Genomic DNA, 26,632 nt, shown 5'->3' with positions numbered 1-26,632 from the left:
CGCTCAGAAGTTCCCGTTGCACGAACCGAGCAGGTACAGCAGGGCCATCAACAGCATCAGGATGCTGCCGATGATCCCCGCGATATAGCCGATCAGCACCTGCGGCCGACCACTGAGCCTGCCGTAGGACCCGTCGATGTCGTTGAGCGCCCGCTTGCCGAGCGCCCACGCGATCGGGCCGAGGATCCCGCAGCAGAACGGGCTGATCAACCCGAGCACGAGGATCATGTTGGCTTGCGGGTGCTCGACCGTCTCGCCGATCGGCTGATTGGGAATGGCCACGATCGAATTCTACGGTGACAGAGCGGTTTTGCCCGGAAACCGCGCTGACTCAGCCCAGACGGCGCTGGCGGGCGATGTCGGCGAGGACCACACCGGCCGCCACCGAGGCGTTGAGCGACTCCACCGGACCGGCCATCGGGATGCTCAGGATCGAGTCACAGTTCTCGCGCACCAGGCGCGAGAGCCCCTTGCCCTCGGAGCCGACCACGACGACCGTCGGGACGCTGGCGTCGAACTCGTCGAGGGTGGTGTCGCCACCCGCGTCGAGGCCGACGATCTGGAAGCCCTGGGACGCCCAGTCCTTGAGCGTGCGAGTCAGGTTGGTCGCCCTGGCGACGGGCAGCCGGGCGGCCGCACCGGCGCTGGTACGCCAGGCCACCGCGGTGACGCTGGCACTGCGACGCTGCGGGATCACCACGCCCTGACCGCCGAACGCGGCGACCGAGCGGATGACCGCGCCGAGGTTGCGCGGATCGGAGATGTTGTCGAGGGCGACGACCAGACCGGGTTCGCCCGAGGTCTTCACCTTGTCCATCAGGTCGTCGGGATGGGCGTAGCGGTACGGCGGCACCTGCAGGGCGACGCCCTGGTGCATCCCGTTGGCGCTCAACCGATCCAGATCGGTGCGCGGTACCTCGAGAATGGAGATGCCGAGGTCGGCGGCGCGCTGCACGCTCTCCGAGAGCCGGTCGTCGTTCTCGGTGCCGACCGCGACGTAGAGGGCAGTCGCCGGGACCTCGGCGCGCAGACACTCGAGCACCGGGTTGCGGCCGAGTACGAGCTCCGGCCCCTCGTCGGACTTGCGGCCCGCGCGCGGCACACCGGACTTGCCGGTCGGACGGCCCTGTGCCGCTTTGGCTTTGGCGGCGGCCGCGGCTCGCTTGGCGGCCGGATGCTTGGTGCGCTCGACGGCGGGCGGGGTCGCGCCCCTGCCCTCCAGCCCCCGGCGGCGCTTACCGCCGGTGCCGACGACGGCACCCTTCTTGGTACCGCCCTTCCGAACCGCTCCGCGTCGCTGTGAATTGCCTGCCATCAGTTCGCCTTTCCGCTAGCTGCGCCCAGCGACCATTCCGGCCCCTGCGGGGTGTCGGTGACCTCGATACCCGCCGCGATGAGCCGATCCCGTGCGGCATCGGCTTCTGCCCAGTTCTTCTCCGCCCGCGCGCCCGCCCGGCGATCCAGCTCGGAGCGGACCAGCACGTCGAGCGCGTCGAGCGCCGCCGAGTTGTCGGCGGGGGTGTACCAGTGCTCGTCGAGCGGGTCGACGCCGAGAATGCCCAGCATCGCGCGCACCTGACCGGCCAGCTCGACCGCGGTCTCGAGCGCACCGGCCTCCATCGCGCGGTTGCCCTCGTGCACCACGTGGTGGATCTCGGCCAGCGCCTTCGGGATCGCCAGATCGTCGTCGATCGCGGCGGCGAAGCCGTCGGTCCATTTCCCGACCGGCACCTCACCCGCGCGGTCGAGCACCCGGTGCACGAATGCCTCGATGCGCTGATACGAGGCGACCGCGTCATCGAGCGCCTTGTCGGAGTATTCGAGCATCGAACGGTAATGCGCGCTGCCGAGATAGAAACGCAATTCCACCGGGCGAACCCGGGTGAGCACATTCGGTACCGAGAGCACATTGCCGAGTGACTTCGACATTTTCTCCCCGCCCATCGTCACCCAGCCGTTGTGCAACCAGTAACGCGCGAAACCGTCACCGGCCGCCTTGGACTGAGCGATCTCGTTCTCGTGGTGCGGGAAAACCAAATCCATTCCACCGCAATGGATATCGAATTCCGGGCCGAGATAGAACTCGGCCATCGCGGAGCATTCCAGATGCCAGCCGGGGCGGCCGGGACCCCACGGCGACGGCCAGCTCGGCTCACCCGGTTTGGCCGCTTTCCAGAGCGTGAAATCGCGCGGATCGCGTTTTCCGCGAGTGGGGGCCTCGCCCTGGTGCACGTCGTCTAGTCGGTGGCCCGACAGCTCGCCGTAATTCGGCCAACTCAGCACATCGAAATAGACGTCGCCGTCGCAGGCGTAGGCGTGCCCGCGCTCGATCAGCCGTTCCATCAGCCCGACCATCTGGGTGATGTGGCCGGTGGCGCGCGGCTCGGCCGAGGGGGGCAGCACGCCGAGGGTCGCGTAGGCGGCCTCGAAGGCGCGCTCGTGCGTCGCCGCCCACTCCCACCAGGGCCGACCCGCCTCGGCGGCCTTGGTCAGGATCTTGTCGTCGATATCGGTGACATTGCGGATGAACAGCACGTCGTAGTCGTGCGCGAGCAACCAGCGGCGCAGGACGTCGAAGGCGACGCCACTGCGCACATGACCGATATGGGGCTGACCCTGCACGGTGGCCCCACACAGATACACCGAGGCACGGCCGGGGACCAGCGGGGTGAATTCCCGCAGGGTCCGCGTGTCGGTGTCAAAAAGGCGCAAGGTCACGGCATTCGATCCTAGTCGGTGGGATGAGAGTGGGGTTGACCGGCCGGTTCATGACTCGCCGCGACGGCGGCAATGGTGTAGTGAAGCGGCGTGAAGGTGGTGGCGCGGTGGAGACGTGCAGGCCCGTTCGGGCTACGAACACACCGCGAGCAGACAGGTGGCGATGGCCGCGACACCCTCGCCGCGACCGGTCAGACCCAGCCCGTCGGTGGTGGTACCCGACACCGAGACGGGCGCGTCGAGCAGTTCGCCGAGCACTTTCTGCGCCTCGGCGCGGCGCGGGCCGATCTTCGGGCGATTGCCGATGACCTGCACCGCGGCGTTGACGACGGTGAAACCCTCCTCGGCCAGCAGCCTGCGGACCTCGGTGAGCATGGCGGCGCCGGTGACCCCGGCCCATTCGGGACGGCCGACGCCGAACACGGCGCCGACATCGCCGAGACCGGCGGCCGAGAGCAGTGCGTCGCACAGGGCGTGCGCGGCGACGTCACCGTCGGAGTGCCCGGCGCAGCCGTCGGCATCGGGGAACAGCAGACCGGCCATCCAGCAGGGACGGCCCTGCTCGATGGGGTGCACATCGCTGCCGATGCCGACTCTCATCGGGCGACCGCCTGCTCGGAGCGGGCGCTCGGCGCCTGCCCGGCGGCATCGTCGGCGCGCAACGCCTCGGCCAGGCGCAGATCGAGTGGGGTGGTGATCTTGAAGGCCAGCGGGTCGCCGGGGACGGTGTGCACGGCGACGCCGAGGCGTTCGACCAGGCCGGCGTCGTCGGTGGCGCCGACCTCGGTGGCGTAGGCGCGGCGCAGCAGCTCGGCGGCGAAGCCCTGGGGTGTCTGGATGGCGCGCAGGTGGGCGCGATCGGGGGTGCCGGTGACGATGCCCGTGTCGTCGACCGATTTGACGGTGTCGACGACAGGAAGGGCGGGAACGACGGCCTGGCTGCCCGCGTGCAGCTCGGCGGCCACCCGCGCGATCAACTCCGGCGGCGTGAGCGCGCGTGCGGCGTCGTGCACGAGATAGGCGGCGGCATCGGGTGCGGCGGCGATTCCGGCGCGCACCGAATCGGTGCGCTCGGCACCGCCGACGACGACCTGCACCGGCACAGGGGGCAGCGAACCGCCGGGCAGTGATGTGGTGGACAGCAGTGCGGTCGCGGTGTCGAGGAGCTCGGCGGGGACGACCACGACGACGCGGTGCACCGCACCGGACGCGATCAGCCCCTCGACAGCCAGCCGGACCATAGGTATGCCGCCGACCGGGACGAACGCCTTCGGGGTTGATTCACCCAGGCGCACGCCACGACCGGCGGCAGGGACCAGTGCTACGACAGGTCGCACTTCTAGGAAGCCGCGGCGAGGACCTCGTCGAGCAGCGATTCGGCCTTGCCGTCGTCGGTGCCCTCGGCGAGCGCGAGCTCACCGACGAGGATCTGACGAGCCTTGGCCAGCATCCGCTTCTCACCGGCGGAAAGCCCGCGATCCTGCTCACGACGCCAGAGATCACGCACGACCTCGGCCACCTTGTTCACATCGCCGGAGGCGAGTTTCTCGAGGTTGGCCTTGTAACGGCGGGACCAGTTGGTCGGCTCCTCCGTGTGTGGCGCGCGCAGCACCTGGAAGACGCGGTCGAGACCTTCCTGGCCGACGACGTCACGGACGCCGACGTATTCGGCGTTCTCTGCGGGAACCCGAACGGTCAGGTCGCCTTGCGCAACCTTCAGGACCAGATACTCTTTCTGCACACCCTTGATGGTGCGGGTCTCGATTGCTTCGATCAGCGCCGCTCCGTGGTGGGGGTAAACGACGGTGTCTCCGACCTTAAAAATCATGTGTCCCGTGCCCCTTTCGATGTTCACAGTTTAACATGCGACTCGATAACGGCGCGATCAACTGTGCAGGTCAGGGCCACAACGAGGCCACCGCAGGGGTTGACAAGAAAGAATCGGTGTGCATTGCGTTGTGCCAGAACGGGTTAACCACCAGCACAGGGACCGGTTGACGCGAGCACCGCGCCCGGCATCGATCGGGCAACCCCGCTCCGGACACCGAACTGTTACTTCCGTGCCCGCGCGTCGCGAGCCCCGTCGCCACGCGCGCGAAGCGAACTACTACGCTGCCTAGTTACTACCCTCCGATCCGCCGTGTGGACGGAGTGAGCCCGGTCGACATGGAGGACAAACCGTGACTGCCCTGAAAGCTGTGACCGCCCACTCGGCGCGACGTCGCATGGTGACGGTTGCCGCGCTCGCCGCTGCCGCGGGCATCGCCTTGACCGGCTGCAGCGCCGGTCAGCACACCCAGACCTCGTCGCAGGCGGCCGCCATCAACGGCAACCACGCCGACATCGGCGCCATCGCCCTGCGCAACGTGCACATCGTGTACCCGGAGGCCACCGCCGAGCACGACAAGGGTGGCAAGGCGGTGCTCGCGCTGTCGATCATCAACAACAGCGAGACGGTCACCGACGAGCTGACCAGCGTCACCACCGACCTCGGTCAGGTCAGTATCACCGGCCCCGCGAGTGACACGAAGTTCGTGCTCGCGCCGCAGCAGACCGTGGTCGCGGGCACGGGCAAGGCCACGGCCGCCTCGGGTGCGCACGGCGACGATCACGGTGCCACCTCGGCCGCGCCGACGACCACGGCCGCGCCGACCACGACGGCGAGCGGTGACACCCCGTCGATCGACCCGGAGGCCACCCCGGCCAGCATCGAGATCACCGGCCTGACCGAGGCCATCTCCCCCGGTCTGACCTACAACGTCACCTTCAACTTCAAGGACGCGGGCACCGTGCAGGTGTCGGTCCCGGTCGACGCCGCCGCGGTCGAGCGCGTCGAGAACGAGAAGTCCGGCCCCGCGCCCGAGGGCGCGGGCGGCGGGCACTGAGTCAGCCGAATCGAGCAGCCGTCGCGGTCCACCGCGGCGGCTGCTCCTTTTTGTCGGGGCGGGTCCGTAGGGTGCGCGTGTGGCCAAGTCCAAAGCAGTCTTCCGTTGCTCCGCGTGCTCGCACGAGGTGTCCAAATGGGTGGGTAAGTGCCCGGATTGCGGTGCCTGGGGCACGGTGAACGAGGTGGCCGTCTCGGCGGCGGCCGCGGCCCCGGGGCGGCGCGCCATGCTGCCGAGTACCGCGGCGGCGCCGCTGTCGCAGATCGACGCCAAGATCACCCAGGCCAGGTCGACGGGGGTCAGCGAGCTCGATCGGGTGCTCGGCGGCGGGGTGGTGCCGGGCTCGGTGGTGCTGCTCTCGGGTGAGCCCGGCGTCGGCAAGTCGACCCTGTTGCTCGAGGTGGCCTACCGGTGGGCCGTACAGCGCGAGGCGACCGCGCTGTACGTGACGGCCGAGGAGTCCGCGGGGCAGGTGCGGCTGCGCGCCGACCGGACCGGTGCCGTGCACGACCGGGTGTACCTGGCGGCCGAATCGGACCTGTCGATCGTGCTCGGGCACGTGGAACAGGTGCGCCCGACGCTGCTGGTCGTCGACTCGGTGCAGACCATGCTGGCGCCCGAGGTGGACGGGGTGATCGGCGGTGTCACCCAGGTGCGCGCGGTGACGGCGGCGTTGACCTCGCTGGCCAAGGCGAGCGGGATCGCGGTGCTGCTGGTCGGCCATGTCACCAAGGATGGCAATGTGGCCGGGCCGCGCACGCTCGAGCACCTGGTGGACGTGGTGCTGCAGTTCGAGGGCGACAAGAACTCCTCGCTGCGCATGGTCCGCGGCATCAAGAACCGGTTCGGCAGCGCCGACGAGGTGGGCTGTTTCGAACTGCACGAGGACGGCATCGCCTGTGTCGACGATCCGTCCGGGCTGTTCCTGCACCACCGCACCGATGCCGTGCCCGGCACGGCGGTGACGGTGGCGATGGACGGCAAACGCCCGCTCGTCGCCGAGGTGCAGGGGCTGACCGTCAAGACCGAGATCCCGCAGCCGCGCCGGGCGGTGAGCGGGCTGGACTACAACCGCGTGGCGATGGTGCTGGCGGTGCTGCAGAGCCGGGGACGGGTGTTCCTCGGCAAGCACGACGTGTACGCCGCCACCGTCGGCGGGATGCGGCTGCTCGAGCCGACCGCCGATCTGGCCATCGCGCTCGCGATCGCCTCCGCCGAGGCCGACATCGCACTGCCCGCGGGCTGGGTGATCCTCGGCGAGGTGGGTCTGGCCGGTGAGGTCCGCAAGGTCACCGGGCTCACCCGCCGCCTCGCCGAGGCCGAACGACTCGGCTTCACCACCGCGCTCGTCCCGCCCGGATCGGAAAAGACCAAGATCGGCTCGATGCGTATCCACGAGGTGAGCGACCTGCGTTCGGCGCTGCGATTGGCCGAACTCCGCAAATCTCGCGCACCCAGGGAACCGGTGGGCGTGGAATAACCCCGGCAAACCCCGAATTCCGCGCGGTCACGCCATTTCCGCGCCAACAGCCATTGACGCCCGCCCCGATCCTGCGAACACTGCAAATCCACCGAACCTGAACATGTGACCTACGGCGCACCCGGACAATGTATGCCCCGGGTTCACTCCGCCAGGTTGAACGGCTCCGCGGCGCTGCGGACGGCGCCGAGCTGAGCGACCACCATGTAGGCGCCCGCGGGGACCGGGAGACGGTCACCGGCGCACTCGGGCTGCGAGGTGGTGCCGAACCAGGTGCCCTTGTACGACAGCTGCTCACCGGCCTTGAGCGTCTTCATCTCCGGCGGTCCGTCGGGATTGCAGTCGTCGCTCGCCCATAACCGGCGCTGGCCGTCGAGGGTGTAGACGAGGAATTGCGGGCCCGCACCGAGATCGCGGGCGCAGGGCGCCGAGGAGATGTTGGTGATGACCGTGCCGAAGCCCGGCTGGTCGCCCACCCGATAGGTGGGCTGGCCGACGGTCACCTTCAACGCCAGCGACTGATCGGTGCACGGCTGTGCCGCCGGCTCGTCGGGGTCGGTGGTCGGCGTGGCCTCCTCGCTGGGAGTGGCCGACTCGCTGGTCTCGCTCGTACTACTCGACACCGACGACGTGGTGGCAGTCGTGGACGACGATGACGTGGTCGCGGCGGCCTCGGTGCCGCCGGAGGAGTCGCCACCGCGCGCGACCAGCGTGACGAGCCAGATCACCAGTGCGAGCGCGACGACGATGACGCCGATGGCGAGTGCCCGGCGACGCCAGTAGATCTCCGGTGGTAGCGGTCCATTCGGTTCCAGCACGCCTCAACGGTAAGCGCAGCGCGGGGACGCGCGCTCGATGACCTCGGCGTGTCGGCGGTGAACCCGGCTGGTTCGGCCGGTTTCAGACCACCTCACCGATGTTGCCGACGGTGCGACGCAGGTGCACCTTGCCGTCGGAGAGCTTGTAGGTGACGCTGGCGATGGCCAACTGACCGGTGGCCACCCGCTCGGAGATGATCATCGACCGCTGCATGAGCAGACGGCTGGTCTCCACCACGTGGCGCGCCTCGAACTCGTCGATGGTGGTGAGCCCTTCGCGGCGACCGACCAGGATCGACGGGGTGACCCGCTCGACCACGCTGCGGATGAACCCGCCGGGCACCTCGCCGCCGTCGAGCGCGTCGATGGTGGCCTTCACCGCGCCGCAGCTGTCGTGGCCGAGCACCACGATCAACGGCACGTTGAGCACCGCGACGCCGTACTCGATCGAGCCGAGCACCGAGCTGTCGACGACGTGGCCCGCGGTGCGGACCACGAACATGTCGCCGAGACCCTGGTCGAAGATCAACTCGGCGGCCACGCGGGAGTCGCCGCAGCCGAACAGAATCGCGTGTGGGTGCTGACCGCTGACGAGCTTGGCTCGGTCGGCGGCGCCCTGGCTAGGATGCAGCAGGGTGTCGTTGACGAAGCGCTCGTTGCCTTCGCGCAGCGACTTCCAGGCGCTTATCGGATTTGAACCAGGCATACCGACCATTGTGCACAGGCCGGGGGTTACCAGCGAGTCCGGCGCGTTACGCGTCGGCAAAGAGAGCCTGGCAGAGGTGGAACGGAAACAGTGAGTATCGACGCGGACGTCCTCGTTGACTGGTTCACCGCCACGGCACGCGACCTGCCGTGGCGCAGGCCCGAAGCCAGTGCGTGGCACATCCTGATGAGCGAGATCATGCTGCAGCAGACCCCGGTGGTCCGGGTGGAGCCGATCTGGCGCGAGTGGGTGGCACGCTGGCCGGTGCCCTCGGCGATGGCGGCCTCCTCGCAGGCCGAGGTGCTGCGCGCGTGGGGCAAGCTCGGCTATCCGCGGCGGGCGCTGCGGTTGCACGAGTGCGCGCGGGTGCTGGCCACCGAGCACGGCGACGAGGTACCCACCGATGTCGACGTGCTGCTGAGCCTGCCCGGCATCGGTTCCTACACCGCCCGCGCGGTGGCCTGCTTCGCCTACGGTCAGCGAGTTCCCGTGGTGGACACCAATGTTCGACGCGTGGTCGCACGCGCCGTGCACGGGCGCGAGCCGGGCAATCCCGCCACGCGCGACCTCGCCGAAACCGAAGCGCTCCTCCCCACCGACGTAGCGCACGCGACGAAATTCTCCGCGGCGCTGATGGAACTGGGTGCCCTGGTCTGCACGGCCCGCAATCCCAGCTGCGCGCAGTGCCCGCTACCCGACTGCGCGTGGGTCGACGCGGGTCGTCCCGCCGCCGCGGTGGCGCGCAAAGTGCAGAAGTACGAGGGCACCGACCGTCAGGCCCGCGGCCGCCTCCTCGACGTGTTGCGCGCGGCCAGCGGCCCGGTCGAACAGATCCGCCTCGACCTCGCCTGGACCCGCGACCCCGGCCAGCGCGCCCGCGCCCTCGACTCCCTCCTCGTCGACGGCCTCATCGAACAAACCGAAGACGGCCTCTTCGCCCTCGCAGGCGAAGGCGGCACGGGTTAGCCCTTCCACGACCGACCTGGACTGTTGATCACCAGGCTCTGGTGGCGTTCGCTTCTCGGCCGATGCTCACCTGAGTGCCTGGTGATCAGCTGTCCAACATCGTCAGGGCAGGACGCGAGCCAGGAAGCGGCTGACGTGGGTGCGATAGACCTCGGGTTGTTCGTCGTGGACGAGGTGGCCCGCGTCCGCAATCCGCACGTACTCGGCATCGGGATGGACGTCGGCCATGGTGCGCATCTGCCCCGGCGGGGTGATGGTGTGCTCGCCCTCGATGAGCAGGGCGGGTACCCGGAGCGATTTCCATTCGGTCCAGAAATCGCGGGTGCCCCATTCCTCGGAGATCGCGCGGAAGGTGTCGACCTCGCCGTGCAGGCGGTAGCCGTCGGGGCCCGCGGTGAACGCGCGCAGGAAGTAGCGGCCCGCGATGGGGCCGAAGTAGTCGTGCAACGCCCGCTCGTCGGGGAAGGGCTGGGGCCAGGAGTGGATGAGCGCGGCCCAGTGCGCGGCGGTGCGCCCGGTGAAATCGGGGGCGATGTCCTCGACGACGAGGGCGCGCACGCGTTCGGGGTGGGTGGCGGCGAAGACCCAGCCGTGGATCGCGCCCATCGAATGCCCGACGATCACCATCGGCTCGCTGATCGCGGCGGTGAGCTCGGCCAGATCCGCGACGAACGCCTCGGTGGTGAGCTCGGCGGGCGGGACGCGACCGTGCCCGGCGGCGTCGACGGTGTAGAGGTGACCGTGCGTCCGCAGCCAGGGCAGCTGATCGGCCCAGGTGCGCGCGCTGCCCATCAGCCCGTGCAGCAGCAGGATCGGGGCGCCGGTGCCCCCTTCGTCGTACAACACCCTGCCGATTCTGCCGGACGCGAAGCTACTGTTTCTGGCATGGCTGTTGTGAAGATCAATGCGATCGAGATCCCCGAAGGTGCCGGACCCGAGCTGGAGAAGCGATTCGCCGCGCGTGCGCACGCGGTGGAGAACTCCCCCGGTTTCCTCGGTTTCCAGCTGCTGCGCCCGGTCGCCGGTGACAACCGGTATTTCGTGGTGACGCAGTGGGATTCCGAGGATTCCTTCGCCGCCTGGCGCGACGGACCGGCCCGGGCCGCGCACGCGGGCAACGGTGGCGAGGGCGAGCGTCCCAAGCCGGTGTCGACCGGGGCCTCGCTGCTCGAGTTCGAGGTTGTTCTCGACGTCCCCGCCAAGGGCTGATAACGGCGTTTCCGCTGGACATGCGGGCGCTCGTATTGACGAGACGCAGGGCGACTGTCACAGTTCGAGTGAACATACGCGAGGGTGCGCGGTAATTCCGGTGTGAGTCCGGAGCGGTCGCGCCACTGTATCCACGTACCGGGTCCCCGGTGCCGGAGAGCCAGACACCGGCACCTTCGCACCACACTCGACCATGGGACGCGTATCCCTGAGGAGGACCCGAATGGCCATCGCGCATTCACCCGGCCGGGAGGCCGGCCTCGACAACCTGGCAACCGTGCTCGTCACGGTCGGTGTCGTTCTGCTCGCTCTGCTCACGCTGTACCTGGTCGGGTTCGATCAGGGGGCCGTCTCGCGTAGCGGGATGTTCCTGCACGAGCTGATGCACGACGGACGTCATCTGCTGGGTGTCCCGTGCCACTGACCGATTCACTCAAGACCCTGCTGTTGCGCGGCCTGCTGGCCGGTCTGATCGCCGGCCTGCTGGCCGCCTCGGTGGGCTATTTCGTCGGCGAGCCCAAGATCGACGCCGCGATCGCGATCGAAGAGGCCGCGGCCGCTCCGGCCGAGCACGGTCACGGCGAAGAAGAAGCCGCCGGTGGCCACTCCCACGGCGACGACGAGGCCGAGGTCAGCCGGTCCGGGCAGAAGGCGGGCCAGTTCCTCGCGCTCGGCCTGGCCGGGATGGCGTTCGGCGCGCTGTTCGCCCTGGCGATCAACTACGCCCGGCGGTTCAGCACGCTCTCGGGACCACGGCTGGTGCTGACCGGCGCGGTGCTCGCGTGGGCGGCGATCGTCGCGGTGCCGTTCTTCAAGTACCCGGCCAACCCACCCGCGGTGGGTGATCCGGACACCATCAACGAGCGCACCTGGCTGTGGGTGGCCGCCGTCGTCGTCGGTCTGCTCGCGGTCGCGGCCGGGGTCGCGGCGTACCGTGCGCTGGCGAGTCAGCTGGGCACGGTCCAGTTGATCGCGGGTGTCGCGGCGTTCGTGCTGGTCACCACGGTCGGCTACATCGTGTTGCCCGGCGTGAACGAAGTCGCCGACGATTTCCCGGCCTCGCTGCTGTGGGAATTCCGGGTGGCCTCACTGGCCCAGACGGCCACGCTGTGGGCGAGTCTGGGGCTGGCGTTCGCCGCGCTCACCGAATTCGCCTCTCGGCGTAGCACTCCGGTAGCAGAGCAGGTCGCTACCGCAGGGTGATCCTGGCGCGTATGCGGGAAAGGCAGTGTCGGTGTCATGACCGACACTGCCCTTTCTGTTCCCGCTTCTGCTGTTGTTTCCGCGGTCCGTCCGCGCGCGGTGACCGTCGCGTTCGCCGGACTGGTGACCGCGCTCGGTGCCGGTGTCGCCGAGGGCCTGCTGCGCGCGATGCGCGGCGGTGGCGAGTTCGGCGCCACCGCGACCGGACTGCTGCCCCGGCTCGCCATCTATCTGGCCGTGTTCGGGGTGGCGCTGTACATGCTCAACGGCAGTCGTATCGCGCGCGCGGTGCTGACCGTCGGTATCGGAGTTGTCGGGCTGGTCTCGTTGATCATCGAGCCGCTGGCGGTCGTGTTGTCGACCGATGATTTCGGCACGCTGTTCGCCGGGTACACCGCCGAGTCCACCGTGCTGGCGAGCCTGCGGGCAGTGCACGTCCTTGCCGTGGTGATCGCGATCCCGGCGATGTACACCCCGGCCGCGCATCGCTGGTTCACCCAGCGCTGATCGGGCACGCGCGCGCTCGGCACGCGTGCCCGGCGCGGGATCAGATGATCTCGGCGTCCAGTTCCACCTCGGCGACACCGGCGAGCGCCTTGCTCACCGGGCAGCCGTGCTTGGCGGCGGTGGCCGCGGCGTAGAAGCCCTCGGCACCGATGCCGGACGCGACGGCCCGCACGGTCAGCTTGATCTTGCTGATCCGGAAGCCGCCCTCGGGATCGGGGCCGAGCGTCACGTCTGCGGTGACGTCCAAGCTCTCCGGCGTGCCGCCGGCATTGGCGATCTCGGCCGAGAGCGCCATCGAGTAGCACGACGAGTGCGCGGCGGCGATCAGCTCTTCCGGGCTGGTCCCCTCGGCCGTGTCGGCCACGCGGCGCGGGAAGCTCACGTCGAACTTGCCGACCTGCGAGCTGACCAGTTCGACCTGGCCCGAGCCGTCCTGCAGCCCGCCTGCCCACGTGGTTCGTGCACTACGAGTAGGCATTCACAATCCTTTCGCTTCGGGTGCGTGCGATCCGGTTACGAAGCTACTCGCGCGCGGGTGGCTCATGGGGCGGCGCTGGTGACCTCGTCGAGGCGTTCCAGCATCTCCGGCCACACCTGCTGATGCAGGTCGCGCACGGCGGCGGTCGGGAAGCCGGAGTGGCGCAGCCGCAGCCGGATGCCGCGCGGCTGTTTGCGGAATTCGGCGGCGACCACGGTCTCGACGCCGTCGGTGGCGGCGGTGACCCAGGTGAACTCGACCCGGCGATCCGGTTCCAGGGTCAGGATGCGGCCGTAGTGCGGATTGCGCTTGTCGGCCGAGCCGGTGTCGAAGTACAGCGGTTCGTTGACCCCGGCCCGCATCAGCACCGATCCGGGAACGGCCAGCCACAGATCGAGGCCTTGGGTCCAGGCCGCGTAGAGCAGGCCGGGCGAGGCCTTCATCACGCGCTCCACCATGAGCTCGTGCGGCCGCGTGGACAGGTCCGGGGGGCGAACTGGCTGGTCCATCAGCTGACCCTACCGGCTCCGACCGGGCGATCGCCGCATCGGGTGTGCGACAGCGTCACTCGGGATTGGTGAGCCGGGCGAGCACGATGCCGCCGAGAATCAGCGACAGCGCGAGCGCGCGACCCGCGCTGAGCGGATCCTTGTGGATCAGCACGCCCAACCCGATCGCGCCGACCGCCCCGATTCCGGTGAACACGACGTAGGCGGTGCCAACCGGGAGGGTGTGCATGGCCCGTGAGAGCAGGTACACCGCGAGTGAGCCGAGGGCGATGCACAGCAGGGTCGGCCCGAGCCGGGTGAAGTTCTCGGTCGGTTTGATGGTCTGCGACCAGACGATTTCCACCAGCCCGGCCGCGATCAGAATCAGCCAGCTCATCGCGCGTAATCCTCGGCGAGTACCCGGATTTCGGCGCGGGCGGTGGCCAGCGAGGATTCGTGTGCCTCGCGCAGGTGGGCCAGGGCCGGGTCGTGGACGGCGTTGGCCAGTTCGGCATTGACGAAGACCGTGTCGGTGACGGCGAAATGGCCCGCGAAGAAGTCGCGCAGGTAGCGCTCCTGGTAGTCGAAGGCGGCCTTCGGCGCACCGGGCGAGTAGGCGCCGCCGCGGGCGGTGACCACGACGAACCTGCGGTGTCCCAGCGACATTCGCGGGAAGGTGATCTGGTCGAGCCAGGCTTTGAGCGCGGCGGGGATCGAGTAGTTGTACATCGGGGTGCCGATGAGGATCACGTCGGCGGCCAGTACCTGCGCGAGCAGCGGTTCGACGATGGTCAACGCGGCGCGCTGGGCGGGGGTGACGGCCAGGTCGGCGAGTTCGTCGAGGTCGGTGTGGCCCGCGGCGAGGACGGCGTCGCAGAGTTCGGTCCAGCCCGCGTCGATGAACGGTGTGGGCTCGGCGGCGAGGTCGCGGTAGGTGTAGGCGCCGTCGGGTTCGGCCGCGCGCCAGGCGGTGGCGAATTCCGCGCCGAGGGCGCGGCTCAGGGAGTTCGGGCGAGCGCTGGCGTCGAGGTGCAGCAGGTGGGTCATGATCGAGCCTTCCATAAGTGGACATGCTGTCCATTTGCTTGCGTTTTCGACGATAGGACACAAGTGGACACATTGTCCACATATTCGGATCTGGGCTAGAGTCGGATCCATGGAGCCCCGATCCGACCTGCTCACCGGCGCGGCGCTGGACGCGCCGCCCCCCACCGAGCGCACCGACGCGGCCCGCAATCGAGCCAAGGTGCTGACGGCCGCGGCCGAACTCTTCGCCACCCGCGACCCGCGCACGGTCAGCATGGACGACATCGCCAAGGCCGCCGGGGTCGGTCGCGGCACGCTTTACCGCCGCTATCCCGATCGCAACGCCATCGCCGTCGCCCTGCTGGACGAACACGAACGCGCCCTGCAGGAACAGCTGCTGCGCGGGGAGCCACCGCTTGGCCCCGGCGCCGCGCCCGCCGACCGCCTGGCCGCGTTCTATGCCGCGATGATCGAGTTGCTCCGCGGTCACGCGCATCTGGTGCTCGGCGCGGAGACCGGCGGAGCCCGGTTCGCGACCGGCGCGTACGGGTTCTGGGCGGCGCACGTGCGCGCGTTGCTCGTCGAAGCCGGCGTCGCCGAGGCGGATTCGCTGGTCGACACGCTGCTGGCGCCACTGGCCGCCGAGGTCTACCTGCACCAGCTCGACCGCGGATTGTCGGCTCGACAGATCACCGACGGGCTGTCCACACTCGCCCACCGCGTGCTCGATGCGTCAGCGGTGTCGAGCGCAAGGGCCGACTAGCGGCGGGATCTGTCTGGAGGCATGCGCCGGTGGGCTTTGTCGGGCACCTCCAGCGTCGGAATGGCCCGCGGTGAGCCGCGTCGGCGTCGCTTCGGCGGAGAGCACGCACCACCCGCGGAACCGATCGATTCTGTCGGTGGCCGCCGCTACCGTCTTGCTTCGTGACGACACTTCCCACCGATGCCGAGATCGCCGACTTCTGGAACCTGATTGAAACCGCCTGGGAGCGGACCGGATCCAGTGCCGCTCGGAGCGCACTGCTCACGCCAGGACCCAACGGCTCGTTCGACGATGATCTGCTGGATCCGGTCATCGCCGAACTGCGTACGCTGTCGGCGGATTTCACCAGCGCCGAGCTCACCGCCTTGGACCGGGTGCTCGAACGCGCCCTCTACGACATCGATCGCGCCGACATCCAGGAGATCACCGATGGCTCCGATGACGGATTCCTGTACTGCCGTGGGTTCATCGTCGCGATGGGCCGGGAGCACTACGAGTCCGTGCGCGCCGATCCGTCGACCGCGGTGACCGATGCCGAGTGCGAGGAGATGTGCTATTTCTTCGCCCACCTGCACAATGACCGATTCGGTGGATTTCCCGAGACGGGCTCGGGGATCTCGCGGGAGACCGCATCGAACCCGGCTGGGTGGAGCTGAGCTCACACCGCCGTCGGCTACTCGGTGCCGCTCGCGGTGTCCCGCCCAGTCCAGGGGCATCGGATCCCACAGGCTCTTCCAGCCGCGACGGCCGAGCGGCGGTCAGGTGAGGTCACGGCGGGTCATCAGCCACACCGTTCCGCCCGCGAAAGCGAGCAGGTAGGCGGCGAGCAGGGCGAGAGATTCGCCGCGGGTGAGGATGTCGAGGACGCCGGGGGTGGCCGGGCCGTCGACGGTGCGCATGGCGCCTGCCAGCGAACCGGCGGCGGTGCCGGGGAGCAGGTCGGTCACCACCTCGATGGGGCCGAAGATGGCTGACACGCCGCGCAGCAGGTTCTCCACCACGAGGACCCAGACCAGCCCGAGGCCGACGGCGAGAGCGGGGCCGCGGGCGATGGCGCCGATGAGCGCGCCCGCCAGGGTCCACATGCTCAGAATGGCTGTCCCGGTGCCGATTCCGAGTGCGGTCCGACCGAGGGATGGCAGGGCGGCCGACTGTCCCTCGCTCACCGCGACGAGCGAGGCGACGCCGAGGTCGACGGCGAAGGCCACGCAGACCAGGGCGAGGACAACGACGAGCAGCCCGACCAGCAGCCCACCGACCGCGGCGACGCGACTCGGACCCTGGGTGAACACGGTTTTCCAAGTGCCCCAGCCGTATCCGCTGCCCACCGCGAGGGCGCCGAGAATGAGCATCAGCGCGCCACCGAACATCGCCATCCCTTGCGTGAACACCTCGGGTACGGCGGCGGGGAGCAGCTGGCCGAGCAGCACATCGCGGGGCAGGCCGTCCGACATCGCGTCGCTCTCGCCGGAGCGGTAGGCCAGGTAGTTGAACAGGTAGGCGAACATCAGGTTCAGCAGCACCCACGTGCCGAGCACGATCCAGAAGGCGGGCCAGCGGCCGAGGCGGATCGATTCGGCCCGGATACTCGCCCACAGATCCCTTGTCACACCGGTCATTTCGCGGCCTCCACAGCTGTCATCTCGAAGAACACTTCTTCCAGGGATTTCTCGTCGACGCGCAGTTCGAGCAGGTCGGCGCCCGACGACACCACCGCGCGGGCGAGTACCGGTGCCATGGCGGCACTCATCTCCACCCTGATGCCGTCGGCGCTCGCCCGCGCCGGGGTGTCGGTTGTCGCGCGGATCGCCGCCAAGGCGAGGTCCACGGGTTCGGCGCGCACGAACAGCGTTGCGGTGCCGCGCAGTTCGGCGACCGTCGATTCGGCGAGCAGGCGCCCACCGGAGATCACGCCGACCCGGTGGCAGATCTCCTGCACCTCGGCCAGCTGATGGCTCGACAGCAGGATCGTGTGCCCGTCGGCGGCGAGATCGACGATGAGCGTGCGCATGTCGGCCAGGCCCGCCGGGTCGAGGCCGTTGGTCGGTTCGTCGAGGATCAGCAGGTCGGGGTCGCCGAGCAGGGCCGCGCCGACGCCGAGTCGCTGCTTCATGCCGAGCGAATAGGTGCGGAAACGGTCGTCGGCGCGGTCGGTCAGGCCGACGCGGGCCAGTGCCGCCTCGACCTCGGTGCCGCCGTAGCCGCGGTAGCGGGCCAGGACGCGCAGGTTGTCGCGGCCCGACAGGTACGGGTAGAAGCCGGGGCCCTCGATGAGTACGCCGATGCGGCGCAGGCCGTCGGGGTCGCCGGGGGCGAGGCCGTGCACGGTCGCGGTGCCCGCGCTGGGGCGGATCAGTCCGGCCAGCATGCGCAGCGTGGTGGTCTTGCCCGCGCCGTTCGGGCCGAGGAAGCCGTAGATCTCCCCGGCGGCGACCCGCATGCTCACCGCGTCGACGGCGCTGTGCTCGCCGTAGCGCTTGGTCAGCTCGGTGGTGACGACGATGGAATCGTTCATGGGACTCAGAATCCGGGGTGACCGGGGTTGTGCACATCCGTCCCGAGGCGGCTTCGGCACTACGCCGCGCGGCGCACGGCCGGGCCGGATCGACCGGCGATCGGTGGGCAAACCGGACGCTGTTCGCACTGGCGGCCGCCGTGATCGGCGTACCGGGACGGGCGAACCGGAATTACGGGCGCAGGCCGACGCGGGCGGCGGGCGCACGCAATAGGGTAAGAGAGGTGGGAGCGTCTGCGAAGTGGGAGCGTGGCTCGGTCGTTCAGGACTGGGGCCTGGCAGTGGTTGTCGCGGTGATCCAGCTCGTCGGTAGCTCCGGCGCCAACGAGCAGCAGACCGGGGTGCGTTCGCTCGACGCGTTCGCGTACCTGTTGCTGCTGGCGGGTCCGATCGCGCTCGGCTTCCGGCGCTTGCTACCCGAACCTGTCCTGGTGGTGACCCTGCTCGCCGCGGTCACCTATGTGCTCGGCGGCTACGGGTACGGGCCGGTCCTGCTCTCCCTGGTGATCGCCTTCTTCACCGCCGCGAGCACCGGATCACGGTGGCGCACTTACCCGTTGGTCGCCTTCGGCTTCCTGCTGATGGTGTGGCCCATCCCCGCGCTGCTCGGACGCGAGACCGGCGCCTGGCCGGTGTTCGGGCTGCTGGCATGGATGGGGGTGCTCGTCGGGATCGCCGAGGGGGTGCGGCAGCGGCGCGCGGTGGTGCTCGCGCGCAGGCAGCGGGCCGAGGCCGCCGAGCGCGACGCGCAGGCACAGCAGGCGCGGGCGGCCAGCGAGGAGCGCCTTGCCATCGCCCGCGAGCTGCACGATGTTCTCGCGCACAGTCTTTCGCTGATCAATGTGCAGTCCTCGGTCGCGCTCGAGCTGTTCGATCGCAAGCCGCAGCAGGCGGCGGCCGCGCTGGCCACCATCAAGACGACCTCCAAGGAGGCGTTGGCCGAGGTGCACACGCTGCTGCACGCCATCCGCAGCGGCACATCGGTTCTGCCCGATCCGCCCGAACCCGTGCGGGCCCGCGAGGATGCACCCGCGTCCCCGCCCCCGGTCGAACCGCCGCCACGACCGGCACCGCGCATGCCCGCCCCCACCCTCGAGGATCTCGACACCCTGCTGTCGCGGACCCGCGCGACCGGACTCACCGTGGACACCAAGATCATCGGCACCCCCAAGAAGCTGCCGAGCGTGATCGATGTGGCGGCGGCCAGGATCGTGCAGGAATCGCTGACCAACGTGGTGCGGCACGCGCCCGGCGCCAACGCGCTGATCACCCTGCGCTACACCCCCGAATCGGTCGACATCACCGTCGACAACACCCGGCCCACCAGCACCGCGGTCCGCACCGGGCCGGGCGGGAACGGGATCATCGGCATGCGGGAGCGCGCCCACGCGCTGGGTGGGGCGTTGACCGCCGGACCGCGGCCGTCCGGCGGATTCCGGGTGGCTGCTCGACTGCCCACCCGCCCGGCGGGGAGCGCGCCCGCCGCTCCGCGGGCTGTGCGGGTCGAGACCTCGTCGCCCGCGGAATCAAGGCAGGCCGAAGCCGCCGCCCGTTCGGGATCCACGCAGACCGATGCTGGTCCGCGCGCGGGATCGACGCAGACCGAGACCGCCTCGCGGACGGGATCGACGCAGACCGAAGCCGCCTGGCGCGCGGGATCGACGCGAGCCGAGACCACCTCGCGCGCAGGATCTGGGCAGACCGAAGCCGCGTCGGGCGCGGGATCGGCGAAGACCGATGGTGGCGCGTCGTCGAGGGCGGCCCGCATCTCCGACGATTCGCGGTCGGGCACGACGAAATCCGCTGAGGACAAGGAGGCCACCGGATGAGCGAATCCGGGACCGGCGGAATCGGTGACGAGTCGTTCGCGGGCAGCGGCCACACGTCGCGCGCGGAGGCGACCAGGATCCGGCTGCTGGTCGCCGATGATCAGGCGCTGGTGCGCGGTGGGTTCGTCGCGCTGCTCGAGGCCCAGGACGACATCGAGGTGGTCGGCGAGGCCGAGAACGGGGAGCAGGCGGTGCGGATGACGCGCGCGCTGGTGCCCGATGTGGTGCTGATGGACATTCGCATGCCCATCCTGGACGGGCTGGCCGCCACCAGGATGATCGCCGACGATCCGAAGCTCGCCGGGGTGCGCGTCGTCGTCCTGACCACCTTCGAGCTCGACGAATACGTCTTCGAGGCGATCCGGGCCGGCGCGGCGGGCTTCCTGGTCAAGCACACCGAACCCACCGACCTGCTGCGCGCCGTCCGCGTCGTCGCCGCGGGCGATGCCCTGCTCTCCCCCGGCGTCACCCGCCGCCTGCTCGCCGAGTTCTCCACCCACGCCAAACAACCACCGCCCGCCGCCCTGGCCGACCTGACCGACCGCGAACGCGAGGTCATGACCCTGGTCGCCGAGGGCCTCACCAACGCCGAGATCGGCGCCCGCCTCTACCTCAGCCCCGCCACCGCCCGCACCCACGTCAGCCGCATCCTCACCAAACTCGGCGCCCGCGACCGCACCCAACTCGTCGTCATCGCCTATGAATCCGGCCTGGTCCGTCCGGGTTGGCAATAGGCCGCGCCGGGCCGTCGAACCGGCGAGAAGGAGTCGCCAAGGTATCGCCAAGGCAGGTTTCCTACTTTCGTGACGGTCCGACCACTGCCACGAAAGGCGCCATGAGCATCGTCTTCGTCTTCACCCGCATCTCAGCCGCCGACGCGGACCGAATCGCCGCGTCGCCCGAGATCCCGGACGAGTTCCTCGACGCGCCGATCCGCCTGCCCGGCGAGCCACTCGGCGACCTGGACCAGATGTGGGACGGACTGCGGTGCCTGCTCACCGCGGCGGCCGTGGACTTCGACCTGTTGCACGACGACGAGCCGACCGAGCGCGACGATTGCCTCAGCGTATGGACGGTGGCCGAAGTGGCCGCCGCGGCACAGGTCCTCACCACCACGCCATTCGACCGGCTGGCCGAGCACTTCTCCCCGGAGCTGATGGACGACGAGGGCGCCGGCCCAGACATCTCGGAAAGCGATGAAGCCCTCGACCACCTGCGCGTCGCCTACAACGACCTGCAGGCCTTCTTCGCGTACGCCTCCGCCACGAAATCCGCGGCGATCGGTCGATTCGCGTAATTCTTCGATGCATTTTTCAAAGAAAGGGGAGTTTTCATGGGGGTCACCATGTCGTTCACCAGGGTGAGCGCGGCAGATCTGGAGCTGGTGATGCGGCACACCGACTGCGCGCAGGAGTTTCTCGCCGAGTTCGAGCCGCCGGAATCCGATCCGAGCGGGTACCTGGACAAGTCGTGGGCGGGGTTGAAGTACCTGCTGGAAGCGGCGGATACCGGTATCGATCTGTTCTTCACCGGTACGCCGTTGCCCATCGGCGAATACAGCGGATGGACTCCGGATGACGTGTCGCATACCGCCGAACTGCTGAGCGGGACACCGTTCGACGTGCTCGCCGCGCACTACGACCCGCACGGAATGGACCGAGCGGGCGTGTATCCCCGGATCTGGCTGAACGAGAGCAACGGGGGACTCGACTATCTCGACCAGGGCTACGCCGCGCTGGTCGAGGTGTTCGAGTACGCCGCGCGCCATCGGTCAGGTCTTCTCCAGCACTTCGCCTGATCCGAACACGAAGGACCCCAACGGGTTCCGCTGCCGGGCCCGGTTCCGACAACGGCCGGGTGAAACGAACCCCTGGCGTTTGGGTCGGGCGGTGTGGCGTTTCGGTCGCGAAGAGCGGGACGCGGAGTTGTTGCATCTGGCATGACTACGACCTTGACCAGTGGTGCCGCGGCGCCCGGAGTGGGCCGCCGGGTGTGGCCCGCGTTGCTCACGATGTTTCTCGGCAGCTTTTCGCTGGTGACCGCGGAGTTCCTGCCGCCCGGGGTGTTGACCGTGATCGCGAACGATCTCGGGGTGGCGGAGGGGGTGGTCGGGCTCTCGGTGAGTGCGACCGCGTTGACCGCGCTGGTGGCGGCGCTGGGATTGGGCTCGGTGTTTCCGCGGCTCGATCGGCGCACCCTGTTGATCGGGTTGACCATCGCGGCGGCGGTGTCGAACGTGGTGGTGGCGTTGGCGCCGAACATCGCGTTGCTACTGGTGGCGCGGTTGCTGCTCGGCGTCGCCGTCGGCGGGTACTGGTCGATGGCGCTGGCCATCGCGGCGCAGTTGGTGCCCGCGGCCCGGCTCGGCAAGGCGATGATGATCGTGAACGCGGGGACCACGGTCGCGACGGTGGCCGGTGTGCCGCTGGGCGTGCTGCTGAGTACGTACGCGGGGTGGCGGACGGTGTTCGTCGTCGCGGCGGGGCTGGCGGTCGTGTCGGCGGTCGCGGTGCGGCTGATGCTGCCGCCGATCACGCCGAGCCAGGGGGTCGGGTTCGGGGCGCTGGGTGGCGCGCTGCGGTCGCCGGGGGTGGCGTTGGGCCTGATCAGCGTGGTCGCGGTGATCGGCGGCCATTTCGCCGGATACACCTACGTACGCCCCGCTCTCGACCAGCTGCTGGGCGCCGGTCCCGCGGTGATTCCGGTGCTGCTCGCGCTGTTCGGCATCGGCGGCCTGATCGGCAATTTCGTCCTCGGTTCCCTGGCCGACCGGCACCTCGGCATCCTGCTGATCGCGGTTCCGTTCGCCATCGGCCTGTCCCTGGTCGCGATCATCGCCTCGGGGCCCGTGCCCGCCCTCGGCTACGTCGCCGTGGTCATCTGGGGCGGTGCGTTCGGCGGCATCCTGAACCTCGTCCAGGTGTGGGTGGCGCGCGCGCTGCCCGACCGGATGGAAGCGGGTGGCGGGCTGGTGGTGGCCGGTTTCCAGACCGCGATCATCCTGGGCTCCGCGGTCGGCGGACGCGGGGTGGACAGCATCGGCCTCGCGCCGACCTACTGGCTCGCCGCAGCGGCCGCGGTGATCGGCGGCGTGCTGGTCCGAGTGTCGCTGACCCAGGTTCGGCAGTAGCGGCGCCACACTCGGTCCACCGGAATCCGCCGGGCCGCGCAGGACGGAGGCTACGGAGCCTCGACAGCCCACCTGGGCGGGCTGCGCGTCCTGTTCTACGAGTTCACACCGGCCACCCGCCGCCACTCCGAGGGCGTGTGGCCGGTGTGGCGGCGGAAGGCTCGGCCGAAAGCCGTTTCGGACCGGTAGCCCAGACGCCGGGCCACATTCGCCACCGAGGCATCCTTCTCGGTGAGGAAGCGCTGGGCGCGGTCGAGCCGGAGCCGGGTGAGGTAGCGGCCGGGGGTGAGTCCGGTCGCGGCCTGGAATCGGGCGGCGAAACCGGACCGCGACGCCAAGGCGACCCTGGCCAGCGCCTCGACCGTCCATTCCTGGCCGGGATCGGCGTGCATCGCGGCCACCGCTCGCGCCACGCCCGGTTCGTTCACCCGCAGCAGCCACCGCTTCGGCGCGCAGCCACGGGTGTGCCATGCCTCGACGGCCATGGCGGCGATCAGTGTCGCGACCCGGTCACCCTGCACGCCGTACGGATCGGGGCACTGCTGCACCAGGTGGCGGAACATCGTCGCGGCGAGCGGGGAATGCCCGACGAACTCGGTGAGCAGCACCCGCTGCGGTAGCGCGGCCATGGCGCTGCCCGTGGTGACCGGCGCGAGCCGCACACACAGCACGACACCATCGGACATGGCGTTGATCGCGAACCGGTCGTCCCCGGGAACGAACAGGAAATCCCCACTCGCCAGATCCTCTGCCTCCTCCAGCCCCTCGACCCTGATCAACCCGTCGAGCACGATGAGCGCACACGGATCCCCCGCCAGGTGCCGCCACTCGCCCGCCGCCAGCGCGAATTCGTCGCGTCCGGCGAACCGCCACTGCAGCCCGGCGAGCACATCCTCGAGACCGCGCGCACCCGGATCGACCAGCGTCACAGCACACCCCTCACGGCGAACCCACTACTGGATTCACGGTACCAAGGTGGGCCGGAGCCGGTGCGATGACGAATCGGTACGCGCACCGGCGTACGCCGGATCGAGTCGCCGGGCCGATGGCACACGAAAAGCCCGCCCCGGCGTGAATGCCGGGGCGGGCTCGTTCGTTGCGCTGGTTACTCGCCGGAGGCGGCGGCCTCGGGGGCCGTGCCTTCGGCGGCACCGGTCAGGACGACCTCGGGCTTGTCGTCCGAGGCGGTGGCCTTGGTCAGCTTCGTCTTGCTGGTGAAGGTGAACTTGGCGTCCTCGCCGAGACCCTCGCCGTTCCAGCCTTCGACGTCGACCGTGATGGTCTGGCCGGGGCCGATCTCGCCGAAGAGGATCTTCTCCGAGAGCTGGTCCTCGATCTCGCGCTGAATCGTGCGACGCAGCGGACGGGCGCCGAGAACCGGGTCGAAGCCACGCTTGGCGAGCAGGCTCTTGGCCTGATCGGTCAGCTCCATGGCCATGTCCTTGTTCTTCAGCTGCCTGCCGACGCGGGCGATCATCAGGTCCACCATCTGCACGATCTGCTCGCTGGTGAGCTGGTGGAACACGATCACGTCGTCGATGCGGTTGAGGAACTCGGGGCGGAAGTGCTTCTTCAGCTCGTCGTTGACCTTGAGCTTCATCCGCTCGTAGTTCGAGCCCTCGGCGTTGGACTGGGTGAAGCCAAGGCCGACCGCCTTGGAGATGTCGGAGGTGCCCAGGTTCGAGGTGAAGATCAGCACGGTGTTCTTGAAGTCGACCGTACGACCCTGACCGTCGGTGAGACGGCCGTCCTCGAGCACCTGCAGGAGGGTGTTGTAGATCTCCTGGTGCGCCTTTTCGATCTCGTCGAACAGAACCACGGAGAACGGCTTGCGGCGCACCTTCTCGGTGAGCTGGCCGCCCTCCTCGTAGCCCACGTACCCGGGAGGGGCACCGAACAGGCGCGAAGCGGTGAAGCGGTCGTGGAACTCGCCCATGTCGATCTGGATGAGCGCGTCGTCGTCGCCGAACAGGAAGTTCGCCAGCGCCTTGGACAGCTCGGTCTTACCGACACCGGAAGGACCGGCGAAGATGAACGAGCCCGAGGGGCGCTTCGGGTCCTTCAGACCGGCGCGCGTGCGGCGGATCGCCTTGGAGACGGCCTTGACGGCATCCTCCTGGCCGATGATCCGCTTGTGCAGCTCGTCCTCCATGCGGAGCAGACGGGTGGTCTCCTCCTCGGTGAGCTTGAAGACGGGGATGCCGGTCCAGTTGGCCAGCACCTCCGCGATCTGCTCGTCGTCGACCTCGGCCACGACGTCCAGATCACCGGAACGCCACTGCTTCTCCCGCTCGGCACGCTTGGCGACGAGCTGCTTCTCCTTGTCGCGCAGGCGCGCGGCCTTCTCGAAGTCCTGCGCGTCGATCGCGCTTTCCTTCTCGCGACGGGCATCGGCGATCTTGTCGTCGAAGTCGCGCAGGTCCGGCGGAGCGGTCATCCGGCGGATGCGCATGCGCGCGCCCGCCTCGTCGATGAGGTCGATCGCCTTGTCCGGCAGGAAGCGGTCGTTGATGTAGCGGTCGGCCAGGGTGGCCGCCGCGACCAGCGCGCTGTCGGTGATCGAGACGCGGTGATGCGCCTCGTACCGGTCGCGCAGGCCCTTGAGGATGTTGATGGTGTGCTCGACGGTCGGCTCGCCCACCTGCACCGGCTGGAAACGGCGTTCCAGGGCGGCGTCCTTCTCGATGTACTTGCGGTACTCGTCGAGAGTGGTGGCACCGATGGTCTGCAGCTCGCCACGGGCCAGCTTCGGCTTCAGGATCGAGGCCGCGTCGATCGCTCCCTCCGCGGCTCCTGCTCCCACGAGTGTGTGCAGCTCGTCGATGAACAGGATGATGTCGCCGCGGGTGTTGATCTCCTTGAGCACCTTCTTCAGGCGCTCTTCGAAGTCACCGCGGTAGCGGCTGCCCGCGACCAGGGAGCCCAGGTCGAGGGTGTAGAGCTGCTTGTCCTTGAGCGTCTCGGGGACCTCGCCGTTGACGATGGCCTGAGCGAGACCCTCGACGACCGCGGTCTTACCGACACCGGGCTCGCCGATCAGCACGGGGTTGTTCTTGGTGCGGCGGCTCAGCACCTGCATGACGCGCTCGATTTCCTTCGAGCGGCCGATGACGGGGTCGAGCTTGCCCTCGAGCGCGGCCTGAGTGAGGTTGCGGCCGAACTGATCGAGCACCAGCGAAGTGGACGGAGTGCCCGCCTCACCACGCGAACCGGAACCCTCGACGGGCTCCTTGCCCTGGTACCCGGACAGCAGCTGGATGACCTGCTGGCGGACGCGGTTCAGGTCGGCACCGAGCTTGACCAGAACCTGGGCGGCGACGCCCTCACCCTCGCGGATGAGACCGAGCAGGATGTGCTCGGTACCGATGTAGTTGTGGCCGAGCTGCAGCGCCTCGCGCAGGCTCAGCTCCAGCACCTTCTTGGCGCGCGGGGTGAAGGGGATGTGACCGGACGGCGCCTGCTGGCCCTGTCCGATGATCTCCTCGACCTGGCTGCGCACACCCTCCAGCGAAATTCCGAGGGACTCCAGCGACTTCGCCGCCACGCCCTCGCCCTCGTGGATCAACCCAAGCAGGATGTGCTCGGTGCCGATGTAGTTGTGGTTGAGCATCCGGGCCTCTTCTTGGGCCAGGACAACGACACGCCTCGCGCGGTCGGTGAACCTCTCGAACATCGCTCCCTCACTCTCCTGCTCCGACATTCTGGCAACAGACGCCGCAGTGTGCTCGGTACAACCTAGGGCGTCGGACCGACAACTGTCGCTGTCAGCCTGCCATGAAGCCCGGGGGTTGCGGCCCCCGCCATCCACTCTAGTTGGCAGGGGATCGTGACGCCGCCGGTCCACCCTATTGATGACCGGCGACAACATGGTCATTCACTCACAACGCGCACGTCGCGGCATTCGTTTCCTC

General features: G+C 69.1%; 31 protein-coding genes. 14 read left to right on the top strand and 17 right to left on the bottom strand.

Annotation, left to right across the window (positions count from 1 at the left end; genetic code table 11):
• Nucleotides 1-3: 3 nt before the first annotated feature.
• From ACFVVM_RS23605 to carD, 6 genes are all read right to left on the bottom strand, one after another.
• Nucleotides 4-282, bottom strand: a complete 279-nt coding sequence (locus tag ACFVVM_RS23605) for a DUF4190 domain-containing protein (RefSeq protein ID WP_387621966.1) — start codon at nt 280-282, stop codon at nt 4-6.
• A 49-nt stretch (nt 283-331) separates the two neighbouring features.
• Nucleotides 332-1,315 (bottom strand): 23S rRNA (guanosine(2251)-2'-O)-methyltransferase RlmB, encoded by a 984-nt coding sequence (rlmB, locus tag ACFVVM_RS23600; protein WP_387621963.1) that lies wholly within the window; start codon nt 1,313-1,315, stop codon nt 332-334.
• Complete coding sequence (cysS, locus tag ACFVVM_RS23595) at nt 1,315-2,718, bottom strand: cysteine--tRNA ligase (protein ID WP_387621962.1); 1,404 nt, start codon at nt 2,716-2,718, stop codon at nt 1,315-1,317. Before cysS ends, rlmB begins: the two co-directional genes overlap by 1 nt.
• A 132-nt stretch (nt 2,719-2,850) precedes the next feature.
• Nucleotides 2,851-3,318, bottom strand: coding sequence for a 2-C-methyl-D-erythritol 2,4-cyclodiphosphate synthase (gene ispF / locus ACFVVM_RS23590; RefSeq protein WP_387621960.1), 468 nt, complete (start codon nt 3,316-3,318; stop codon nt 2,851-2,853).
• Nucleotides 3,315-4,055 (bottom strand): 2-C-methyl-D-erythritol 4-phosphate cytidylyltransferase, encoded by a 741-nt coding sequence (gene ispD / locus ACFVVM_RS23585; RefSeq protein WP_387621957.1) that lies wholly within the window; start codon nt 4,053-4,055, stop codon nt 3,315-3,317. Before ispD ends, ispF begins: the two co-directional genes overlap by 4 nt.
• 2 nt (nt 4,056-4,057) lie before the next feature.
• Nucleotides 4,058-4,546, bottom strand: a complete 489-nt coding sequence (carD, locus tag ACFVVM_RS23580; RefSeq protein ID WP_019044685.1) for an RNA polymerase-binding transcription factor CarD — start codon at nt 4,544-4,546, stop codon at nt 4,058-4,060.
• A 352-nt stretch (nt 4,547-4,898) separates the two neighbouring features.
• Here carD and ACFVVM_RS23575 point away from each other — a divergent pair, with 352 nt between their 5' ends.
• Nucleotides 4,899-5,603 carry a hypothetical protein gene (locus tag ACFVVM_RS23575; RefSeq protein WP_387621954.1) on the top strand — a complete coding sequence of 235 codons (705 nt, stop codon included), beginning with the start codon at nt 4,899-4,901 and terminating at the stop codon, nt 5,601-5,603.
• Between the two features lie 79 nt (nt 5,604-5,682).
• Complete coding sequence (gene radA, locus ACFVVM_RS23570; RefSeq protein WP_387621952.1) at nt 5,683-7,083, top strand: DNA repair protein RadA; 1,401 nt, start codon at nt 5,683-5,685, stop codon at nt 7,081-7,083.
• A gap of 143 nt (nt 7,084-7,226) precedes the next feature.
• Here radA and ACFVVM_RS23565 read toward each other — a convergent pair whose 3' ends face one another.
• Both ACFVVM_RS23565 and ACFVVM_RS23560 read right to left on the bottom strand, forming a co-directional pair.
• Complete coding sequence (locus ACFVVM_RS23565; protein ID WP_387621950.1) at nt 7,227-7,901, bottom strand: hypothetical protein; 675 nt, start codon at nt 7,899-7,901, stop codon at nt 7,227-7,229.
• Nucleotides 7,902-7,983: 82 nt separating this feature from the next.
• Nucleotides 7,984-8,607: a carbonic anhydrase gene (locus ACFVVM_RS23560; RefSeq protein ID WP_387621948.1), complete on the bottom strand. Its 624-nt coding sequence runs from the start codon at nt 8,605-8,607 to the stop codon at nt 7,984-7,986.
• Nucleotides 8,608-8,697: 90 nt separating this feature from the next.
• Here ACFVVM_RS23560 and ACFVVM_RS23555 point away from each other — a divergent pair, with 90 nt between their 5' ends.
• Complete coding sequence (locus ACFVVM_RS23555) at nt 8,698-9,573, top strand: A/G-specific adenine glycosylase (protein ID WP_387621945.1); 876 nt, start codon at nt 8,698-8,700, stop codon at nt 9,571-9,573.
• A 102-nt stretch (nt 9,574-9,675) separates the two neighbouring features.
• Here the strand turns inward: ACFVVM_RS23555 and ACFVVM_RS23550 are convergent, their stop codons facing one another.
• Nucleotides 9,676-10,419, bottom strand: coding sequence for an alpha/beta fold hydrolase (locus ACFVVM_RS23550; protein WP_387621943.1), 744 nt, complete (start codon nt 10,417-10,419; stop codon nt 9,676-9,678).
• 39 nt (nt 10,420-10,458) lie between these two features.
• On the opposite strand from ACFVVM_RS23550, the gene ACFVVM_RS23545 reads away from it, so the two are divergent.
• The 4 genes from ACFVVM_RS23545 (at nt 10,459) to ACFVVM_RS23530 (ending at nt 12,492) form a co-directional block, all read left to right on the top strand.
• On the top strand, nt 10,459-10,782 hold the full coding sequence (locus ACFVVM_RS23545) for an antibiotic biosynthesis monooxygenase (protein WP_071925954.1): 324 nt from the start codon (nt 10,459-10,461) through the stop codon (nt 10,780-10,782).
• A 223-nt stretch (nt 10,783-11,005) separates the two neighbouring features.
• On the top strand, nt 11,006-11,206 hold the full coding sequence (locus tag ACFVVM_RS23540; protein ID WP_387621941.1) for a CbtB-domain containing protein: 201 nt from the start codon (nt 11,006-11,008) through the stop codon (nt 11,204-11,206).
• Nucleotides 11,197-11,985, top strand: coding sequence for a CbtA family protein (locus ACFVVM_RS23535; RefSeq protein WP_387621939.1), 789 nt, complete (start codon nt 11,197-11,199; stop codon nt 11,983-11,985). Before ACFVVM_RS23540 ends, ACFVVM_RS23535 begins: the two co-directional genes overlap by 10 nt.
• Before the next feature lie 36 nt (nt 11,986-12,021).
• The gene (locus ACFVVM_RS23530; RefSeq protein ID WP_387621937.1) at nt 12,022-12,492 is read left to right on the top strand and encodes a hypothetical protein; all 471 of its coding nucleotides are present in this window, start codon (nt 12,022-12,024) and stop codon (nt 12,490-12,492) included.
• A 40-nt stretch (nt 12,493-12,532) separates the two neighbouring features.
• On the opposite strand, the gene ACFVVM_RS23525 is transcribed toward ACFVVM_RS23530, so the two are convergent.
• The 4 genes from ACFVVM_RS23525 to ACFVVM_RS23510 all read right to left on the bottom strand — a co-directional run bounded on the left by ACFVVM_RS23525 (nt 12,533) and on the right by ACFVVM_RS23510 (nt 14,505).
• Nucleotides 12,533-12,970 carry an OsmC family peroxiredoxin gene (locus tag ACFVVM_RS23525; protein WP_387621935.1) on the bottom strand — a complete coding sequence of 146 codons (438 nt, stop codon included), beginning with the start codon at nt 12,968-12,970 and terminating at the stop codon, nt 12,533-12,535.
• A gap of 62 nt (nt 12,971-13,032) precedes the next feature.
• Nucleotides 13,033-13,479 carry an SRPBCC domain-containing protein gene (locus tag ACFVVM_RS23520; RefSeq protein WP_387621932.1) on the bottom strand — a complete coding sequence of 149 codons (447 nt, stop codon included), beginning with the start codon at nt 13,477-13,479 and terminating at the stop codon, nt 13,033-13,035.
• A gap of 55 nt (nt 13,480-13,534) precedes the next feature.
• On the bottom strand, nt 13,535-13,855 hold the full coding sequence (locus ACFVVM_RS23515) for a DMT family transporter (RefSeq protein WP_387621929.1): 321 nt from the start codon (nt 13,853-13,855) through the stop codon (nt 13,535-13,537).
• Nucleotides 13,852-14,505 carry an FMN-dependent NADH-azoreductase gene (locus tag ACFVVM_RS23510; RefSeq protein ID WP_387621926.1) on the bottom strand — a complete coding sequence of 218 codons (654 nt, stop codon included), beginning with the start codon at nt 14,503-14,505 and terminating at the stop codon, nt 13,852-13,854. Before ACFVVM_RS23510 ends, ACFVVM_RS23515 begins: the two co-directional genes overlap by 4 nt.
• A 109-nt stretch (nt 14,506-14,614) precedes the next feature.
• Between ACFVVM_RS23510 and ACFVVM_RS23505 the strand changes: the two genes are divergently transcribed.
• Together ACFVVM_RS23505 and ACFVVM_RS23500 are read left to right on the top strand one after the other, a co-directional pair.
• Nucleotides 14,615-15,247, top strand: coding sequence for a TetR/AcrR family transcriptional regulator (locus ACFVVM_RS23505; protein WP_387621923.1), 633 nt, complete (start codon nt 14,615-14,617; stop codon nt 15,245-15,247).
• 161 nt (nt 15,248-15,408) lie between these two features.
• A complete protein-coding gene (locus ACFVVM_RS23500) occupies nt 15,409-15,903 on the top strand; it encodes a DUF4240 domain-containing protein (RefSeq protein WP_387621921.1) in 495 nt (164 codons plus the stop codon).
• A gap of 102 nt (nt 15,904-16,005) precedes the next feature.
• Here ACFVVM_RS23500 and ACFVVM_RS23495 read toward each other — a convergent pair whose 3' ends face one another.
• Both ACFVVM_RS23495 and ACFVVM_RS23490 read right to left on the bottom strand, forming a co-directional pair.
• A complete protein-coding gene (locus ACFVVM_RS23495; protein ID WP_387621918.1) occupies nt 16,006-16,866 on the bottom strand; it encodes an ABC transporter permease in 861 nt (286 codons plus the stop codon).
• Nucleotides 16,863-17,762: an ABC transporter ATP-binding protein gene (locus ACFVVM_RS23490; protein ID WP_387621915.1), complete on the bottom strand. Its 900-nt coding sequence runs from the start codon at nt 17,760-17,762 to the stop codon at nt 16,863-16,865. Before ACFVVM_RS23490 ends, ACFVVM_RS23495 begins: the two co-directional genes overlap by 4 nt.
• 224 nt (nt 17,763-17,986) lie before the next feature.
• On the opposite strand from ACFVVM_RS23490, the gene ACFVVM_RS23485 reads away from it, so the two are divergent.
• From ACFVVM_RS23485 to ACFVVM_RS23465, 5 genes are all read left to right on the top strand, one after another.
• Nucleotides 17,987-19,591 carry a histidine kinase gene (locus tag ACFVVM_RS23485; protein ID WP_387621912.1) on the top strand — a complete coding sequence of 535 codons (1,605 nt, stop codon included), beginning with the start codon at nt 17,987-17,989 and terminating at the stop codon, nt 19,589-19,591.
• Nucleotides 19,588-20,325, top strand: a complete 738-nt coding sequence (locus ACFVVM_RS23480; protein WP_387621909.1) for a response regulator — start codon at nt 19,588-19,590, stop codon at nt 20,323-20,325. Before ACFVVM_RS23485 ends, ACFVVM_RS23480 begins: the two co-directional genes overlap by 4 nt.
• 101 nt (nt 20,326-20,426) lie before the next feature.
• Nucleotides 20,427-20,888, top strand: a complete 462-nt coding sequence (locus ACFVVM_RS23475) for a DUF1877 family protein (RefSeq protein WP_387621906.1) — start codon at nt 20,427-20,429, stop codon at nt 20,886-20,888.
• A gap of 36 nt (nt 20,889-20,924) precedes the next feature.
• Nucleotides 20,925-21,389, top strand: a complete 465-nt coding sequence (locus tag ACFVVM_RS23470; protein ID WP_387621903.1) for a YfbM family protein — start codon at nt 20,925-20,927, stop codon at nt 21,387-21,389.
• A 141-nt stretch (nt 21,390-21,530) separates the two neighbouring features.
• Nucleotides 21,531-22,721: an MFS transporter gene (locus tag ACFVVM_RS23465; protein ID WP_387621901.1), complete on the top strand. Its 1,191-nt coding sequence runs from the start codon at nt 21,531-21,533 to the stop codon at nt 22,719-22,721.
• 95 nt (nt 22,722-22,816) lie between these two features.
• Here ACFVVM_RS23465 and ACFVVM_RS23460 read toward each other — a convergent pair whose 3' ends face one another.
• Both ACFVVM_RS23460 and ACFVVM_RS23455 read right to left on the bottom strand, forming a co-directional pair.
• Complete coding sequence (locus ACFVVM_RS23460) at nt 22,817-23,650, bottom strand: helix-turn-helix domain-containing protein (protein WP_387621899.1); 834 nt, start codon at nt 23,648-23,650, stop codon at nt 22,817-22,819.
• A 176-nt stretch (nt 23,651-23,826) separates the two neighbouring features.
• Nucleotides 23,827-26,394 carry an ATP-dependent Clp protease ATP-binding subunit gene (locus tag ACFVVM_RS23455; RefSeq protein ID WP_387621896.1) on the bottom strand — a complete coding sequence of 856 codons (2,568 nt, stop codon included), beginning with the start codon at nt 26,392-26,394 and terminating at the stop codon, nt 23,827-23,829.
• Nucleotides 26,395-26,632: the final 238 nt, after the last annotated feature.

The organism is Nocardia sp. NPDC058176, assembly GCF_042883805.1.
Classification (GTDB): Bacteria; Actinomycetota; Actinomycetes; order Mycobacteriales; family Mycobacteriaceae; genus Nocardia.
Note: the sequence above shows the minus strand (reverse complement) of the source record. Positions and strands in the feature narration are given on the sequence as shown.